Raw genomic sequence first — 16,352 nt, 5'->3', positions numbered from 1 at the left:
ACTACACATCCGAACATGCACACAGTTCTAAACGAACAACCCGAACTGCAACCCGTACAGTGGGCAACAATAGCTGCGACCTCCGACAAGGAGCCAATAGAAAAATGTCCAGTTCAGGACCGATTTACCTCGACTGCAATGCAACGACCCCGATAGATCCCGAAGTGCTCGACGAGGTGATCCATTTCATGCGCGACGAGTACGGCAATGCAGGCAGCCGTACTCATACATTTGGCCAACGCGCGAAGGAACGAGTCAACCGAGCACGGGAGGAGGTCGCCGCAGGAGCGTCAGCAAAACCCGACGAGGTGATCTTCACTAGCGGAGCCACCGAGAGCAACAATCTTGCGATCCTCGGACTCGAACAGTATGCCCGACAGACAGGGCGCCAGCACATAGTTACGACTGCAATCGAACACAAAGCCGTCCTGGAACCAGTCGAGCGACTTCAAGAGCGCGGATTCGATGTCACGATTGTCGCGCCGGAAGGCAACGGGCGTGTATCCGCTGACGCAATCGCCGAGGCGATTCGCCCCGACACAGTCCTGGTATCCGTGATGGCGGCAAACAACGAAACAGGCGCCATCCAGCCTGTCGGTGAAGTCGCCCGCGCCCTCGAGGGACACGATGCGTTCTTTCATGTAGATGCAGCACAGGCCTTTGGCAAGGTCGCAAACATCATGTCAGATCCCCGCATCGATCTGATAAGCGTGTCCGGACATAAACTTTACGCACCCAAGGGAATTGGAGCGTTGATTATGCGCCGTCGAGGGTATCGACGCACGCCACTCACTCCCCTCTTAGTCGGCGGCGGGCAAGAGCGTGGGCTCCGACCCGGCACGCTGCCTGTAGCCCTCATCGCTGGACTCGGAACGGCCGTGACGTCTGCACTACGCCAGCAAAGGGAAAGGGCTGCTCGCAATGTCGAAATGCGATCAGGGCTGATCGAAGCCCTCGCCCCTCTTAACATTCAGATCAATGGGTCCCTTGAGAACACACTTGCAACCACGTTGAACTTTTCAGTACCAGGCGTCGACGGTGAGGCAGCGATCCTCGCTCTTAAGGACGTGGTGGCGGTGTCGAACGGCTCCGCCTGCACATCGCAAAGCTACGAGCCCAGCCACGTCCTAACCGCGATGAGGCTCGATGACGACACAGTGCACGGCGCTATCCGAGTGTCTTGGTCTCATCTGACGCATCAACCTAACTGGGAAGTTCTGTCCGACCGCCTTTCTCGTCTTTCCACCAATACGTGACCTGGAGTTTCCCGCAGTAACAACTCTCCGTCGAATGACCGTGCCCGCCTGCTCCATCGATGAAGAACCTGCTCCAACCATGAGGAAACTGATTGTTCCGAGAAACGTCTCGGAGCCGCCGAATACGAGCGGTTACGATCGAACCTTGACGTCAGCGGTCGCATTTGTGCCCGTTAGCTCACAACAAAAACGAGGCCACCAACTCTTGTGAGTTCGTGGCCTCGTCTTGTGGTGGGCGAAGGGGGACTTGAACCCCCACGTCCCGAAGGACACTGGCACCTGAAGCCAGCGCGTCTGCCATTCCGCCACTCGCCCGAGCAACGCCGAAACATTATCACGACAAACTTTGAAAGTTCTATTCGTGCAGCTCAGGGCACGAATCGGTGAACACCGAGCACCCGAAAGCCCAGAACCGATACCATGCTGAAACAGCGGCCAGGTACTGCCGAAGCGACATTTGACAGTACCGTGGAACCTGTACAGCAGTTTGGACGACACGCGACAAGGCGGTGCCGGCGCTACTTGCCGAGCATTTTGCCGTCGTAGATGCGAGGCGAGAGGAGGGCCCGATGGGCATCGTGCAGCGATTCGAACGAAAGCTCCAAGGAGCTGTCGGCGACGCATTCGCGCGGGTCTTCGGTGGTGGTGTTGTGCCGCAGGAAGTAGAGGCGGCGCTCCAGCAGGAGGCACGTGACCGCGTCGAGCACCTCGGCGGCGGAATCCTTCTCGCCCCCAACAACTACGTGATCACCATCAACAACTCCGATCACGAAGAGCTGGCAGCAGATCGCGAACTGACGACAAAAGCTTTCAGCCGACACCTGCAGGATTTCATCCGCGATCAGGGTTGGCAGACGTACGGCGACATCTCGGTCACCTTCGAGCCTTCGCCTACGCTCCACACCGGTCAGTTCCGCACCCGCGGAACCGTCGACCCGGATGGTGACGCCGAGCAGGCATCCCCGCCGTCGCATGTTCCGCAGGTTTCGTCGCGGCCTCCACAACGGCCGCCTCAGCGACCCGCACCGATTGTTCCCCCTGTTTCCAATCCAGTCCCGTCACAACCAGGAGCCGGCCCCATGACGCAGAACTCAGGCTACGAACCAAGCCGCGAACCGGCGGGTCGCCAGCCCGAACCGCAGCAGCCGGCACGGAACGGGTACTCCCACGACGACGGCGGTTACGCCGCTCCGCAGGGCCAGGAAGCGCCGTACCAGAACGGTTACGACCGCGGCGACGGTTACCGAACAGGCGACGACCAGCAGGGCTACAACCAGCAGCAGGGTGGCTACGACCAGCAGGCGTACCCGAACCAGCAGCAGCCGTACGAGCAGGCCGGTTACGACCAGCAGAGCTATGACCAGCAGGGCGGCGGCTACGACCAGCAGGGGTACCAGCAGCAGCCGTACGAGCAGCAGGGCTACGGCCAGCAGGCGTACCAGGGTGGGTACGACCAGCAGGGCTACCAGCAGGGCGGCTACGACCAGCAGGGTTACCAGCAGCCGTACAACGGCCAGTCCTACGATCAGCCGGGCTACGACCAGCAGAGCTACCAGCAGGGCGGCTACGACCAGCAGGCGTACACACAGCAGCCGTACGAGCAGGCCGGCTACGAGCAGGGCGGCAACTTCGAGCAGACGCAGGCCTACCCGCAGCAGGGCTACGCCCAGCCGCAGGGCGGTTACGCACCGACAGCCCAGAGCCTGACGGCAACCCTGCAGCTCGAGGACGGCAGCGGACGCCACTTCCAGCTTCGCGACGGCAGCAATGTCATCGGCCGCGGCCAGGAAGCCCAGTTCCGCCTCCCGGACACCGGCGTCTCACGTCGCCACATCGACATCCGTTGGGACGGCCGTACCGCGATGCTGTCCGATTTGGGATCCACGAACGGCACCACCGTCAACGGAGCACCGGTCCAGGACTGGCAGCTGGCAGACGGCGACATCATTCGCGCAGGTCACTCGGAGATTCTGGTTCGCATTCTCTGAGCTGAGAAACGGACGCCAGGATTTTTCCGATAACAATCGAACATTCGGCGGTCCGTCGGCGCGCCGCCGTCACGCGGCTGTCAGTATCGTGATCTTCGGGGCCCAGAGCCCCCTATGATGCTGCCAGTCGACAATGCTCGAACCCCGCTGCGGCGGGGCTCGAGCCATAGAAGGAGGTGGACAGCCGTGCAGGGCCTGATTCTGCAACTCACACGGGCGGGCTTCCTGCTCCTACTGTGGCTGTTCGTCTGGGCAGTCCTCCGCACTCTCCGCTCCGACATCTATGCCGGCTCCGGGGTCAGGGTTCCGCCGCGGTACACCCGCGCCGGAAAGGTCCTGCCCTCGCTGGGCAAGGCGAAGGTGCCTCGGTACCTGGTGGTCACGCAGGGCGCCCTCGCCGGTACCCGCATCACTCTGGGCTCTCAGCCGGTCATGATCGGCCGCGCCGACGATTCGACGCTCGTTCTCACCGACGATTACGCGTCGACGCGCCATGCACGGCTCTCACAGCGCGGCGCCGACTGGTACGTCGAGGATCTCGGTTCGACCAACGGCACCTATCTGGACCGCGCCAAGGTCACGACTGCGGTACGCGTCCCGCTGGGCACTCCGGTTCGCGTCGGCAAGACGGTAATCGAGCTACGCCCGTGACCCTTGTTCTCCGCTACGCGGCGCGCAGCGACCGCGGTCTCGTGCGCTCCAACAACGAAGATTCCGTGTACGCCGGTGCACGCCTGCTGGCCTTGGCCGACGGCATGGGCGGACACGCGGCCGGTGAGGTCGCGTCGCAGTTGATGATTGCCGCCCTGGCGCATCTCGACGATGACGAGCCCGGCGAGGATCTGCTCGGCAAGCTCGAGGCAGCCACCCGCGAGGGCAACGATTCCATCGCCGATCACGTCGAGGAAGAACCCGAACTCGACGGCATGGGCACCACGCTCACCGCGATCCTCTTCTCCGGCAGCAAGCTCGGTCTCGTGCACATCGGCGACTCGCGCGCCTACCTGCTGCGTGACGATCACCTGACGCAGATCACCCGCGACGACACGTTCGTTCAGTCGCTGGTCGACGAGGGCAGGATCACCGCCGAACAGGCACACACGCACCCGCAGCGATCCCTGATCATGCGTGCGTTGACCGGCAACGAGATCGAGCCGACGCTCACCGTGCGCGAAGCCCGCGCCGGCGATCGCTACCTGCTCTGCTCCGACGGCCTCTCCGACGTGGTCAGCGACGAGACCATCGAGAACACGATGCGCGAGGGCTCGCAGGAGCAGTGCGCCGACCGTCTCATCGAATTGGCGCTGCGCAGCGGCGGTCCCGACAACGTCACCGTCGTCGTCGCCGATGTCATCGACCTCGACTACGGCCAGTCGCATCCCATCGTTGCGGGCGCCGCGTCGACGGAAGAGGAAGAGGACGCCCCTCCCCCCAACACCGCTGCCGGCCGCGCCGCTGCCATGCGGCCGCCGCGCGCGACGCCCAAGCGAGTTGTCTCCCAACCCGAACCGGAACCGAAGAAGAAGCGGAACCGGTTGTGGTGGGTGGTCCTCGCCGTGGTGCTGATCGCACTGGTCGGCGTCGGCGCCGTGATCGGCCGCGCCGTCATCCGCAACAACTACTACGTCGGCGAAGACAACGGCCGCGTGACTGTGCTGCGCGGAATCCCCGGTTCGGTGCTCGGCTACTCGCTGCAAGACGCGGATCTGGTGGGTTGCGTCGGCGACGACGACGTCCTGACCCTCGTCTCCCCCGACGCGATTCCCAGCAACTGCAACATCCTCGAAGTGACGGATCTGCAGCCGTCGGCGCAGGAGCAGGTGCGCGCCGGGTTGCCGTCCGGCAAGCGTGAAGATGCGCAGAGCCAGATGATCCGTCTCATCGGCGGCGATCTGCTGCCTCGTTGTGAGCCGGTCCCGACGACGACGGCCACGCCCACTCCCCCGCCAGCACCGGAGACCACGCCGCCCCCCGCACCGCCCGCGGAGCCTGCTACGCCGACGACGGCGGCACCCACGACTACGCCTACGCCGACCGAAGTTCCCGGTCAGACTTGCAGGACGGTCAACTGATGTCGTCCAACGCAGCTGCGGGGACGGCTTTTCCGAGTCCGCCCGGAGGTTTTGCCCCGGCGCCGGTCCAGTCGACCCGTCGAAACATGGAGCTACTGCTCCTGGGCTTCGCCGTCATCATCACGACGGTCTCGCTTCTGCTCGTCGAAGCGAGCCAGGAACAGAAGATCACTCTCGATCTGGCTAAGTACGCGCTCGCGTACACGGGCCTGTTCCTGATCGCGCACTTGGCAATTCGGCGGTATGCGCCGTACGCCGATCCGCTGTTGCTGCCGATCGTTGCCCTGCTCAACGGCCTTGGGTTGGTGCTCATCCACCGACTCGACCTCGCCGACGAACAAACAGCGCTCTACAACGGCGTCGAGGCACCGTCTCCGGATGCGAACCAGCAGGTCATGTGGACTGCATTGGCGATCACCGGTTTCGTGTTGCTGCTCGTGTTCTTGAAGGACTACCGCCTGATGGCGCGGTTCAGCTACACGCTCGGCCTCGCAGGTCTGGTGTTCCTGGCGATTCCTGCGATCCTGCCGGCGAAGTTCTCGAGCGTGAACGGCGCGAAGATCTGGATTCGCCTGCCCGGATTCAGCATTCAGCCAGGTGAGTTCGCGAAGATCCTGCTCATCATCTTCTTCGCGTCGGTGCTCGTCGCGAAGCGCGACCTGTTCACCTCGGCCGGTAAACACTTCCTGGGTATGGACTTTCCGCGTGCCCGCGACCTCGGGCCGATCCTGCTCGCCTGGATCGTCTCGGTGGGCGTTCTCGTCTTCGAAACAGACCTCGGTACGTCGTTGCTGCTCTTCAGCACCGTGCTGGTGATGCTCTACATCGCGACCGAGCGTGTGGGCTGGCTGGTGATCGGCGGCGGACTGCTCGCCATCGGATTCTTCTTCGCCTACAAGATGTTCGGACACGTGCGCGTGCGCGTCGACACCTGGCTGGACCCGCTCGGCGACTACGCCAATACCGGGTATCAGATCTCGCAATCGCTGTTCGGCCTGGCCACCGGCGGTATCGCCGGAACAGGTCTGGGCAGTGGTCGACCCAACCAGGTGCCGTTCGCGAAGACGGACTTCATCATCGCGACCATCGGCGAAGAGCTCGGCCTGATCGGCCTGGCCGCTGTGCTGATGCTGTTCCTGCTTCTCATCGTGCGCGGCCTGCGTACGGCGTTGGCAGTGCGCGACAGCTTCGGCAAGCTGCTCGCCGCCGGTCTGTCGTTCACGATCGCGATCCAGATTTTCGTCGTCGTCGGCGGCGTCACCAAGCTGATCCCGCTGACGGGTCTGACTACACCGTTCATGTCGTACGGCGGCTCGTCGCTGCTCGCGAATTACCTACTGCTGGCCATCCTCGTCCGGATCTCGGACGCGGCTCGTGCGCCGGTAGTGACGAAGAAGAAAGGTCCGCCCCCAATCGCTGACGCCAATACCGAGATGATGCCGCGCGTATGAACACTCCACTGCGCCGCGTCGCGATGGCCGTCATGGTGATGGTCGTCGCGCTCCTCGCCAACGCCACGTACGTACAGGTCATCAAGGCTGACGACCTGCGAGCCGACCCGCGCAACTCGCGGGTGCTGCTCGACGAGTACTCACGCCAGCGAGGTCAGATCTCGGCTTCCGGTCAGGTGCTTGCCGCCTCCCGCGCCACCGACGACCGGTACAAGTACCTGCGCGAGTATCCGAATCCGTACCCGTACGCACCGGTCACGGGCTTCTACTCGATGCAGTACGGCAGCGCCGGCCTCGAGCGCACCGAAGATCCGATTCTCAACGGCTCGGACAACCGGTTGTTCAGTCAGCGCTTCTTCGACCTGGTGTCCGGACGCGATCCGCGCGGCGGCAACGTCGTCACGACGCTCAATCCGGCCATGCAGCAGGTGGCGTACGACCAGCTGACCAGCAAGGGTTACACCGGTTCCGTCGTCGCGATCGAGCCGAGCACCGGACGCATCCTGACGATGGTCAGCACTCCGAGCTACGACCCGAACCTGCTTGCCAGCCACGACGGCGCCGAAACCACCAAGGCGTGGGACGAGCTCAATGCCGATCCCAACGATCCGTTGGTCAACCGCGCTATCTCGCAGACCTACCCTCCCGGCTCGACGTTCAAGGTGCTCACCACGGCTGCAGCTCTTGGCAACGGTGCGACCCCGGACGACCAGCTGACCGCGGCGCCGCAGATCACGCTGCCCGGCACCAGCACGACCCTCGAGAACTACAACGGCAGCACGTGCGGCCCCAACCCGACGGCGTCGTTGCGTGACGCGTTTGCGCGCTCGTGCAACACGGCTTTCGTCGAACTGGGCATCAAGGACGGCGCCGACGCCATCAAGGACGAAGCCAGCGCCTTCGGCATCGGACCCAACACTCCCGCGATCCCGCTGCCGGTTGCAGACAGCACGGTCGGCGACATCTCCGACGACGCGGCTCTCGGCCAGACCAGCATCGGCCAGCGCGACGTCGCGGTGACCCCGCTCGAAAATGCGGTGATCGCCGCGACCGTCGCCAACGGTGGTGTGCGGATGCAGCCCAACCTGATCTCCCAGTTGCAGGCACCCGATCTGACCGATCTCAGTACGCCGTCACCGGTGTCGATGGGTCAGGCGATCTCGCCGGCAGTGGCCGCAACGCTGACTGATCTGATGATCGGCTCGGAGAACTTCACCGGCGGCGACGGCAAGATCCCCGGCGTTCAGATCGCGTCCAAGACCGGTACCGCCGAGCACGGCGTGAATCCGCGGGAAACTCCGCCGCACGCCTGGTACATCGCTTTTGCACCGGCGCAGAATCCGACGGTCGCCGTGGCCGTCATCGTCGAGAACGGTGGTGACCGCGGACTTGCCGCTACCGGTGGCTCGGTTGCTGCGCCGATCGGTCGTGCAGTCATCGCAGCCGGAATCCAAGGGGGCTGAACCGTGGCGTTGAACAACGGCGCTTTGATCGCCGATCGTTACCGATTGATCCGTCTCATCGCCACCGGTGGGATGGGTCAGGTGTGGGAAGCCACCGACTCCCGGCTCAATCGTCGCGTCGCCGTCAAGGTACTCAAGTCCGAGTTCTCTTCCGATCCGGAGTTCTTGGAGCGCTTCCGCTTCGAGGCCCGCACCACCGCACAGCTCAACCATCCCGGTATCGCCGGAATCTACGACTACGGCGAGACCCGCGACAGCTCGGGCGATTCCACGGCGTACCTGGTGATGGAACTCGTCAACGGTGAACCGCTCAACGCCGTCCTGGCGCGCGTAGGCCGCCTGGCGGTTCCGCATGCCCTCGACATGCTCGAGCAGACCGGCCGCGCCCTGCAGGTCGCACATGACGCCGGTGTCGTGCACCGCGATGTGAAGCCCGGCAACATCCTCATCACGCCGACGGGCCAGGTGAAGATCACGGACTTCGGCATCGCCAAGGCCGTCGAGAACTCCCCTGTCACGCGCACGGGAATGGTGATGGGCACCGCCCAGTACATCGCGCCCGAGCAGGCTCTCGGTCAGGACGCGACCGCGGCGAGTGACGTGTACTCGCTGGGAATCGTCGGATACGAAGCACTTTCGGGTCGACGCCCGTTCACCGGTGACGGCGCGCTGACCGTCGCGATGAAGCACGTGCAGGAAACCCCGGCGCCGATGCCGGCCGACCTGCCGCCGAACATCCGCGAGCTCATCGACATCACGTTGACCAAGGATCCGGCCGGCCGTTACGCCAGTGGCGGCGAGTTCGCCGACGCCGTTGCAGCCGTTCGGGCAGGGAGGCGTCCACCGCCGCCCGGTCTGCTCGCTACCGGTGCCGCGAGCGCGTTGCCGGCAACGGGTGCCACGCAGGTCATGCCGCCGACGTACACGGGCCCGGTGACGGGCGCAGCTGTTGCGGACGACGCGGCAGCCGGCGGAATGACCAGTGGGCAGAAGGCCGTGGCATGGGCCGGCGGCGGATTGATCTTGTTGGCGTTGATCATCGGCGGAGTCTGGATCGCGACCGACGGTCCGAGCGACCCGACGCCGCCCGTCGTCACGTCCACGACGTTGCCGACCACCACGACGACCAAGCCCACCACCACGACGACTCGGCCCACGACGACGACCACCGAGCCGACAACAACGACGACTCGGCCGACGACAACCACGACCGAGCCGACAACCACAACGACGACGCCGACCACGACAACAACAACTCCGACGACCACAACCACCACCACGACGACAACGACGACCACAACGACCACTGAGCCGTTGGCGGATCCCGGAGACGCTGAAGAACCGCTAGGACAAGACCAATGACGACACCCCGCAATCTCTCCTCCCGCTACGAGCTGGGTGAGATTCTCGGCTTCGGCGGAATGTCCGAGGTTCACCTGGCGCGCGACCTCCGACTCAGCCGCGACGTCGCGATCAAGGTGCTGCGTGCAGACCTCGCGCGCGATCCCACGTTCTACTTGCGGTTCCGTCGTGAGGCGCAGAACGCTGCTGCGCTGAACCATCCGGCGATCGTGGCCGTCTACGACACCGGTGAAGCCGAGACCGACGCCGGGCCGCTGCCGTACATCGTCATGGAGTACGTCGACGGCGACACGTTGCGTGACATCGTGCGCAGCACCGGGCCGATGGCTCCGCGCAAGGCGATGGAAGTGATCGCGGACGTCTGTGCCGCTTTGGACTTCAGCCACCGCAACGGCATCGTGCACCGCGACGTCAAGCCCGCCAACATCATGATCAACCGTGCCGGCGCCGTGAAGGTGATGGACTTCGGTATCGCCCGTGCCATTTCCGACGCGTCGAGCCCGATGACGCAGACGGCCGCCGTGATCGGCACCGCTCAGTACCTCTCGCCGGAGCAGGCGCGAGGTGAGCAGGTGGACGCGCGTTCGGACGTGTACTCGCTCGGTTGTGTGCTGTTCGAGATTCTGACGGGCGAGCCGCCGTTCAAGGGTGATTCACCGGTCGCCGTGGCGTACCAGCACGTTCGTGAAGATCCGCAGACGCCGTCGGAGATCAATCCCGACATTCCGCGCGAGCTGGATTCGATCATTCTCAAGGCGATGAGCAAGAACCCGGCCAACCGCTACCAGAGCGCCGGCGACATGCGCAGCGACTTGGTACGTGTCCTGGGCGGTCAGCGTCCGAGTGCTCCGATGGTGATGAACGACGAGGACCGCACCACCATCCTCGGCGCCGTCGGCTCCGACACCGGGAACTACCGCACTGCTCCCGATCCGGTCGAGCCGGTTGCTGCGAGGACAACTCGCGCCGCCGAGCCGCCTGCCAAGAAGAAGGGCGGACGCTACGCCCTGATGGGCATCGCGGCGCTTCTGGTGATCGGTCTGGTGACGTTCTTCCTCATTCGGGTGAACTCGCCGAAGGTCGAGATGGTGACCGTTCCGGGTGACCTGACCAACCAGCCCGCCGACGTCGCCGAGGCGACGCTGACCAACGCCGGATTCCAGGTGGAGCGTCAACAGAAGACGGACAAGGTGATCGCCGCCGGAAACGTCATCACGACGCGTCCGGTTGCCGGGGTGCGCATCGAGAAGGGCAGCACCGTCACCATCGACGTGTCCACCGGCCCCGAGCAGGTCGCGATCCCACGCCTGACCGGGCTGAGCCAGGACGACGCGGAGAAGAAGCTCAACTCCGTCGGACTCCGACTTGATCCGACCATCGGCAAGGCGGCATCGACCGTCGCCGAGGTCGACAAGATCGTCAATCAGGATCCTGCCGTCGGAGTGTCGGTTGTTCTCGATTCCGCGGTCTCGATCACCGTCGGCACCGGACCGGAGCAGGTTCGTGTCCCGGACGTCACCGGTCAGCGTGAAGAGGTGGCGAGGCCCAACATCGAAGGTGCCGGGTTCGTCGTCCAGATCACGGAGATCGATTCGGGACTGCCGAAGGGACAGGTTGTTTCGACCGACCCGACCGGCGGTACTTCGGCCACCAAGGGTTCGACCGTGACGCTACGAGTGTCCAATGGCAACCAGGTCGCGATGCCTGATCTGACCAACAAGACGGTGTCGGAGGCGTTGAGCACGCTTCGCGCAGCCGGTTGGGCGGGAACCGCTTCGCAGCTGGTGCAGAACCAGAGCACGACGCTCACCCCGGAAATGGTGGGCAAGATCGTCTCGCAGACCCAGCCTCCGGGCTCGGAGATCTCCAAGGACGCGGTCATCACCGTCAGCGTCGGAGCGCTCGGAATCCCCGGCCGCTAGCAAAGTGAAAAAGTGCCTCCCGGAGATTTCCGGGAGGCACTTTTTTGTGGACAGGTGTCAGAGAATTGCGGGCAATGCGCCACCGAGCGCCGACGCGACCTCGGCCTCGAGGGCTGCGACGAGTCCTTCCGGAGGCGCCTCACCGCAGACTGCGAGCCAGTTCGCGAGCATCCGGTGCCCACCCTGAGTGAGTACGGACTCGGGGTGGAACTGGACGCCGTGAATCGGCAGTTCACGGTGACGCATCGCCATCACGACGCCGCTCTCGGTGTGGGCAGTCACCTCGAGTTCCTCGGGAATGGTGTCCTCGAGAACCGTCAGCGAGTGGTAGCGGGTAGCGGTGAAGGGATCGGGCAGCCCGGCCAGGACGCCGACGTCCTTGTGATGCACCAGGCTCGTCTTGCCGTGAAGCAGTTCGGGCGCGCGGTCGACGGTTCCGCCGAAAGCCGCACCGATCGCCTGGTGTCCGAGGCAGACGCCGAGCAGCGGGGTCTTGGTGTCGGCACAGACCTTCACCAGATCCATCGTCGCTCCCGCGCGCTGCGGGGTACCGGGGCCAGGGCTCAGGAGAATGCCGTCGAACTGCGCTACTGCACCTTCGAGGTCTGCCGTCAGTTGTGGATCGTCGTTGCGCCAGACCACGGCTTCGGTTCCGAGCTGGCCGAGGTACTGCACCAGGTTGAACACAAAGCTGTCGTAGTTGTCGACGACGAGAATCCTCATGAGAGCAGGGTAAACGCCTGTGCTATCCGCCGGTATAGGCGGGGACCGTGATCTGCGACGGCGTTGCCTGCGTGTACCCGAGGCCGAAGCGGGTCGCGTACTGCTTGTAGATCCGAATGCCCGGTTCGGCGGCGAGGGCCGCCTCGAGGCGCGCAACGTCGCCGATCGCGCTCATCACATACGGCGGGCTGTATGTACGGCCGTGCAGAAGAAGAGTGTTTCCGATGCACCGCGGCGCCGACGTACTGATGATCCGTTGGTCCTGCATGCCTACCGCTTCGGCACCGCCCGCCCACAGCGCGTTCAGGACGCTCTGGACGTCCTGCTGATGCACGACGAGGTCGTCCGGGGTGGCGTCGACCGGGTACTTGCCGTCGGCGTTGCGCGGAGCGTCCGTCATCGTGACGACGACGCCGGGGCCGGTCATCTCCGTCAGTCCCGCGTCGGCGGAGATGTTCTTGATGTCACCGAGCGCGGCGGCCACTCCGGCGTCGGACCGAGCGGCGTCTTGCTGCAGCGAATCGAGCTGGGCGGCAAGTTCGTCCCGGTCGGCCGAGACTTTTTCGGCATTGGCCTGGGCGCTGCGAACCAGATCGGAGAGCCTGGTGCTTTCGGTGACCTGGAGCTGGTTCTCCTCGGCGGATCGTTGCGCCGTGGCGACCATCAGACCGGCTACCAGGCAGACGGCAAGTACACCGATGTGCCAGACGGTTCGTGAAGATTCACCCGAAGACACGTGGCTCCTCCCGGATTGTGCAGGTCGGCCGGTGACCAACTGGACACAGCTACGTTAGCGTGTAGGTAACACATGCAGGTCACACCGTAGAGCGAGGACGTCATGCCCAAGTCGAAGGTCCGTAAGAAGAACGACTACACAGTCAACCCGGCAAACCGCACTCCGGTGAAGGTGAAGATGGGTCCGTCGAGCACGTTGTACGTCTCGGTGATGCTCGGATTCATGCTTGTCGGCCTGGCATGGCTGATTGTGTACTACTTGGCCGCGGATTCGATCACGTGGATGAACGACTTGGGAAACTATAACTTCCTCGTCGGCTTCGGCTTCATGGTTGTGGGTCTTGTGATGACCATGAGATGGCGCTGACCAGCCATTATCTGATTCGACCCGGATCGTGACCGTCATTCAATTACATGGGTGTCATTCATCCCCATTGTGGATAACTCCTGTGGACAACCTAGGAAGTTATCCACATGCTCGAGGATGAATTTCATCCACAGCCTCGTGACAACGTCACGGAGGTGATCTCGTGGGCCACTCCGATGGGTGTTGTCTACGCGATGTTCGGCGGCGGAATTGCCCTCGCGATCGCCTCGATAATCGCGCCCACGGAGCCGGCCGGCCGCTTCCTGCTCGCCCTCGCGGTGATCGGTCTGTTCGTGATGGGCGGACTCGCCCTGCGTCAGCGTCCCCGCCTGGCTGTGATCGAAGACGCGGGAACCAAGTCGATCGCGGTGCAGCGACTGCGCGCCCGCCACGAGTTCACCCGCGAACAGATCGACCGGGTCCGTCTCGTCCGCTACCCGCGTCTGGGTCGACGCGTCCCGATGCTCGAGATCGACATCGTCGACCGTCCCACCGACACGGAGAAGTTGTTGATCTTCGGACGCTGGGATCTCGGCACGTCACCGGAGGACGTCCTGGACGTGCTCGCCGTTCACGGTTTGGTGCCGCCCGAGAAATAAGCGCGGGTTACATGGCCAGTGCCGCGAGGTCCGGCTGCACGATGTCGAGAGCCTGCTGCGGCACCGCGACTGCGTCGCTCGACCATCCCCAGATCGAGTACAGCTCACGGCCGGGGTCGGTGTACCCGTCGCGGCCGTGAAGCACCCGGTAGTTGTCGATGCAGATCATCTCGCCGGCTTCGGCGCGGAACATCGGCCCGCTGTCTCTCACGTGAATCACGGCCTCACTCCACTGCTTCACCAGCGGCCACTGCGCTTCCTCCGATTCGCCGGCGATCGGCGCGAGATATGGGTGATACCGAACCTGGTTGCGTCCACTCGGCACCGTCCGGGCGATCGGCGCGAATGTGTTCTGCGGGAAGTTCGGTTCCGAATGGTCGATGTCTGTGCTCCAACAGAATTCGGCCAGCTCCGCTGTTGCGGGATCGAAGGCGAGCAATTGGGTCAGTTTGACCGCATCGATGAGAAACGAGTCGCCGCCACTCGGGTACGCCGGGCGCTTGCACCACAGAAACAGGTAATCGGGAGCGTAATCGCCGAACGCGAAACCGTCGTTGTGGGCGGTCATCCGCTCGCCGGAGATACCGAACGAGCGCTTGCGGCCGCGTTCGTCCACCGGTTGCGTGTCGACGACAGCGGCTTCGGCATCCTGACTCTTGGCACTCGCCTCGAACTGGCGGCCGACGCGAATGCACTTCTCACCGAGCAACTTCGACGCGAAGGCAATGGCATCGTCCTCGGTGTGCAGTCCACCGAACACCGCGGCGCCGTCGAGAGCGATTGCCGCCCGGACGGCCTCGACCGTCTCCACGCGCCGCGGAACAACACTTGCCAGCGTCAAATCGGAAGAGAACATTCATGACTCCATACGTCGAGTTGGCCAAACGGTTCAACTCGAGCGTAGGAACTCGTCATTTCGACGGCGTAACTCCGGAAACCGATTCGGTTACGGAGCCAGCCTTTCAGATCACCTTGCCCGGGTTCATGATTCCGTGAGGGTCGAGTGCGCCCTTGATTGCATGATGCATCGCGACGACGGCCGGTGACAGTTCCTGTTCCAGGCCACCCATCTTCAGTAGGCCGACGCCGTGCTCACCGGTGACGGTTCCGCCCAACTCGAGGGCGTTGTCGATGATCTCGGCAAAAGCGGCCTGAGCGCGCCTCCGCGCCGCTTCGTCGTCGTGTGGCGTGATCAGCAGCGGGTGCAGGTTGCCGTCACCCGCGTGCGCGATGTTCGCGATGTGCGTGTCGTGCCGGGCCGAAATGGCCTCGATCCGTGCCAACATCTCCGGGACCGCCGCCTTGGGGACACAGATGTCCTCGGTGAGCACCGGGCCGAGCCGCTCGAGGGCGGGGTATGCCAGACGCCGGGCGGAGAACAGGGCGTCGGCTTCCTCCTGGTCGGTGGATCTCGCGCTCCAGGTAGCCCCGGAACGGTTGAAGCAGGCCAACATTCGCTCGGCTTCGGCGTCGCCGATCTCGCCAGGTGTGTCGATGCGGCCGAGCAGGACCACCTCGGCATCGGCCGAGAGGCCCATGTTCTTCCAGGCGTCGACGGCAAGGAGACACTGCCGATCGATCAGCTCGAGGGCCGACGGCGTGAGACCGTCTGCGGCGACGGCTTCGACGGCCTTGCCCGCAGCAACGATGGAGTCGAAGTATCCGACGATGGTGCGTTCGGGATCGCGCTGAGGACGAAGCTTGACGGTCACCTCGGTGATCACCCCGAGAGTGCCTTCGGAGCCGACCATGAGTGCCGAGAGATCAAACCCAGCCACTCCCTTGGCAGTTCGACGCCCGAGCCGAACCAGCTCACCGGTTCCGGTGACCACCTGCATGCCCAGTACGTAGTCCTTGGTGACGCCGTACTTGACGCAACACAGGCCGCCGGCATTGGTCGCGACGTTGCCACCGATCGTCGACCAGGGTGCGCTCGCCGGATCGGGTGGATACCAGAGGCCGTGCTCGGCGCAGGCGTCGCGGAGGTGATCGTTGACCACTCCGGGTTCGACCACGGCCAAACGCTCGAGGGTGTTGATCTCCTTGATGGCGTTCATCGCGTCGAAGGCGATCACGACGCCGCCGGCGACTGCGTTGGCTCCACCCGACAGACCGGTTCCGGCGCCGCGCGTGACGACGGGCGCACCGTGGGCGATGCACGCCTGCACAACTGTCTGTACCTGCTCGGCTGTGCGCGGGCGGACCACTGCGACAGGCATCTCGTAGGGAGCCCACTCGGCGTCGTCGTGGATGTAGCTCGCCATGATGTCGGGGTCGGTGATCAGTCGATCCGCATCGATCTGCGAGCCGAGCGCCTCGAGGAGTGTCATGTCTCCACGATAGTGACGGCCGCTACACCACCCCATGTAGATTTACTCCGAGAAACCGGAAACCGTATGGACATTCTCTCCATA

Annotated in this window: 14 protein-coding genes and 1 tRNA gene; 10 read left to right on the top strand and 5 right to left on the bottom strand. The window is 64.1% G+C overall.

Annotated features, from left to right (window positions below; genetic code table 11):
- The first annotated feature begins 104 nt into the window (after positions 1-104).
- Entirely contained in the window at positions 105-1,256 is a 1,152-nt protein-coding gene (gene dndA, locus ACN50D_RS23010) for a cysteine desulfurase DndA (protein WP_212634020.1), read from the top strand.
- Between the two features lie 229 nt (positions 1,257-1,485).
- Here the strand turns inward: dndA and ACN50D_RS23005 are convergent.
- Positions 1,486-1,571, bottom strand: a tRNA-Leu gene (locus ACN50D_RS23005).
- A gap of 254 nt (positions 1,572-1,825) precedes the next feature.
- On the opposite strand from ACN50D_RS23005, the gene ACN50D_RS23000 reads away from it, so the two are divergent.
- From ACN50D_RS23000 to pknB, 7 genes are all read left to right on the top strand, one after another.
- Positions 1,826-3,244 (top strand): DUF3662 and FHA domain-containing protein, encoded by a 1,419-nt coding sequence (locus tag ACN50D_RS23000; protein WP_212634019.1) that lies wholly within the window; start codon positions 1,826-1,828, stop codon positions 3,242-3,244.
- A 186-nt stretch (positions 3,245-3,430) separates the two neighbouring features.
- Positions 3,431-3,895 carry an FHA domain-containing protein FhaB/FipA gene (locus ACN50D_RS22995; protein WP_003943418.1) on the top strand — a complete coding sequence of 155 codons (465 nt, stop codon included), beginning with the start codon at positions 3,431-3,433 and terminating at the stop codon, positions 3,893-3,895.
- Positions 3,892-5,316 (top strand): PP2C family protein-serine/threonine phosphatase, encoded by a 1,425-nt coding sequence (locus tag ACN50D_RS22990; RefSeq protein WP_162114235.1) that lies wholly within the window; start codon positions 3,892-3,894, stop codon positions 5,314-5,316. Before ACN50D_RS22995 ends, ACN50D_RS22990 begins: the two co-directional genes overlap by 4 nt.
- The gene (locus ACN50D_RS22985; RefSeq protein ID WP_007735775.1) at positions 5,316-6,767 is read left to right on the top strand and encodes an FtsW/RodA/SpoVE family cell cycle protein; all 1,452 of its coding nucleotides are present in this window, start codon (positions 5,316-5,318) and stop codon (positions 6,765-6,767) included. The genes ACN50D_RS22990 and ACN50D_RS22985 overlap by 1 nt, the downstream gene beginning before the upstream one ends.
- Positions 6,764-8,230, top strand: coding sequence for a peptidoglycan D,D-transpeptidase FtsI family protein (locus ACN50D_RS22980; protein WP_007735774.1), 1,467 nt, complete (start codon positions 6,764-6,766; stop codon positions 8,228-8,230). Before ACN50D_RS22985 ends, ACN50D_RS22980 begins: the two co-directional genes overlap by 4 nt.
- A 3-nt stretch (positions 8,231-8,233) precedes the next feature.
- Complete coding sequence (locus tag ACN50D_RS22975) at positions 8,234-9,592, top strand: protein kinase domain-containing protein (RefSeq protein ID WP_064688049.1); 1,359 nt, start codon at positions 8,234-8,236, stop codon at positions 9,590-9,592.
- A complete protein-coding gene (pknB, locus tag ACN50D_RS22970; protein ID WP_007729221.1) occupies positions 9,589-11,514 on the top strand; it encodes a Stk1 family PASTA domain-containing Ser/Thr kinase in 1,926 nt (641 codons plus the stop codon). The genes ACN50D_RS22975 and pknB overlap by 4 nt, the downstream gene beginning before the upstream one ends.
- Before the next feature lie 57 nt (positions 11,515-11,571).
- Here pknB and ACN50D_RS22965 read toward each other — a convergent pair whose 3' ends face one another.
- Both ACN50D_RS22965 and ACN50D_RS22960 read right to left on the bottom strand, forming a co-directional pair.
- Positions 11,572-12,237, bottom strand: coding sequence for an aminodeoxychorismate/anthranilate synthase component II (locus ACN50D_RS22965; RefSeq protein WP_003942537.1), 666 nt, complete (start codon positions 12,235-12,237; stop codon positions 11,572-11,574).
- 22 nt (positions 12,238-12,259) lie between these two features.
- A complete protein-coding gene (locus ACN50D_RS22960) occupies positions 12,260-12,973 on the bottom strand; it encodes a DUF881 domain-containing protein (protein WP_003942461.1) in 714 nt (237 codons plus the stop codon).
- 102 nt (positions 12,974-13,075) lie between these two features.
- Between ACN50D_RS22960 and crgA the strand changes: the two genes are divergently transcribed.
- Positions 13,076-13,339, top strand: coding sequence for a cell division protein CrgA (crgA, locus tag ACN50D_RS22955; RefSeq protein ID WP_003942576.1), 264 nt, complete (start codon positions 13,076-13,078; stop codon positions 13,337-13,339).
- 107 nt (positions 13,340-13,446) lie between these two features.
- Positions 13,447-13,938, top strand: a complete 492-nt coding sequence (locus ACN50D_RS22950; protein ID WP_003942511.1) for a PH domain-containing protein — start codon at positions 13,447-13,449, stop codon at positions 13,936-13,938.
- A gap of 7 nt (positions 13,939-13,945) precedes the next feature.
- Here the strand turns inward: ACN50D_RS22950 and ACN50D_RS22945 are convergent, their stop codons facing one another.
- On the bottom strand, positions 13,946-14,794 hold the full coding sequence (locus tag ACN50D_RS22945; protein WP_212634018.1) for a TauD/TfdA family dioxygenase: 849 nt from the start codon (positions 14,792-14,794) through the stop codon (positions 13,946-13,948).
- 106 nt (positions 14,795-14,900) lie between these two features.
- Entirely contained in the window at positions 14,901-16,268 is a 1,368-nt protein-coding gene (locus ACN50D_RS22940; RefSeq protein ID WP_228232348.1) for an FAD-binding oxidoreductase, read from the bottom strand.
- Positions 16,269-16,352: the final 84 nt, after the last annotated feature.

It is taken from the genome of Rhodococcus sp. SB1D (assembly GCF_048573875.1).
GTDB classification, from domain to species: Bacteria; Actinomycetota; Actinomycetes; order Mycobacteriales; family Mycobacteriaceae; genus Rhodococcus_F; species Rhodococcus_F qingshengii.
Note: the sequence above shows the minus strand (reverse complement) of the source record. Positions and strands in the feature narration are given on the sequence as shown.

Coding starts and splice junctions, on each gene's coding strand:
- crgA (WP_003942576.1), top strand. CDS start 13,076: ATGCCCAAGTCGAAGGTCCGTAAGAAGAACGACTACACAGTCAACCCG.
- ACN50D_RS22945 (WP_212634018.1), bottom strand. CDS start 14,794: ATGTTCTCTTCCGATTTGACGCTGGCAAGTGTTGTTCCGCGGCGCGTG.
- ACN50D_RS22940 (WP_228232348.1), bottom strand. CDS start 16,268: ATGACACTCCTCGAGGCGCTCGGCTCGCAGATCGATGCGGATCGACTG.
- pknB (WP_007729221.1), top strand. CDS start 9,589: ATGACGACACCCCGCAATCTCTCCTCCCGCTACGAGCTGGGTGAGATT.
- ACN50D_RS22985 (WP_007735775.1), top strand. CDS start 5,316: ATGTCGTCCAACGCAGCTGCGGGGACGGCTTTTCCGAGTCCGCCCGGA.
- ACN50D_RS22980 (WP_007735774.1), top strand. CDS start 6,764: ATGAACACTCCACTGCGCCGCGTCGCGATGGCCGTCATGGTGATGGTC.
- ACN50D_RS22965 (WP_003942537.1), bottom strand. CDS start 12,237: ATGAGGATTCTCGTCGTCGACAACTACGACAGCTTTGTGTTCAACCTG.
- ACN50D_RS22950 (WP_003942511.1), top strand. CDS start 13,447: ATGCTCGAGGATGAATTTCATCCACAGCCTCGTGACAACGTCACGGAG.
- dndA (WP_212634020.1), top strand. CDS start 105: ATGTCCAGTTCAGGACCGATTTACCTCGACTGCAATGCAACGACCCCG.
- ACN50D_RS23000 (WP_212634019.1), top strand. CDS start 1,826: ATGGGCATCGTGCAGCGATTCGAACGAAAGCTCCAAGGAGCTGTCGGC.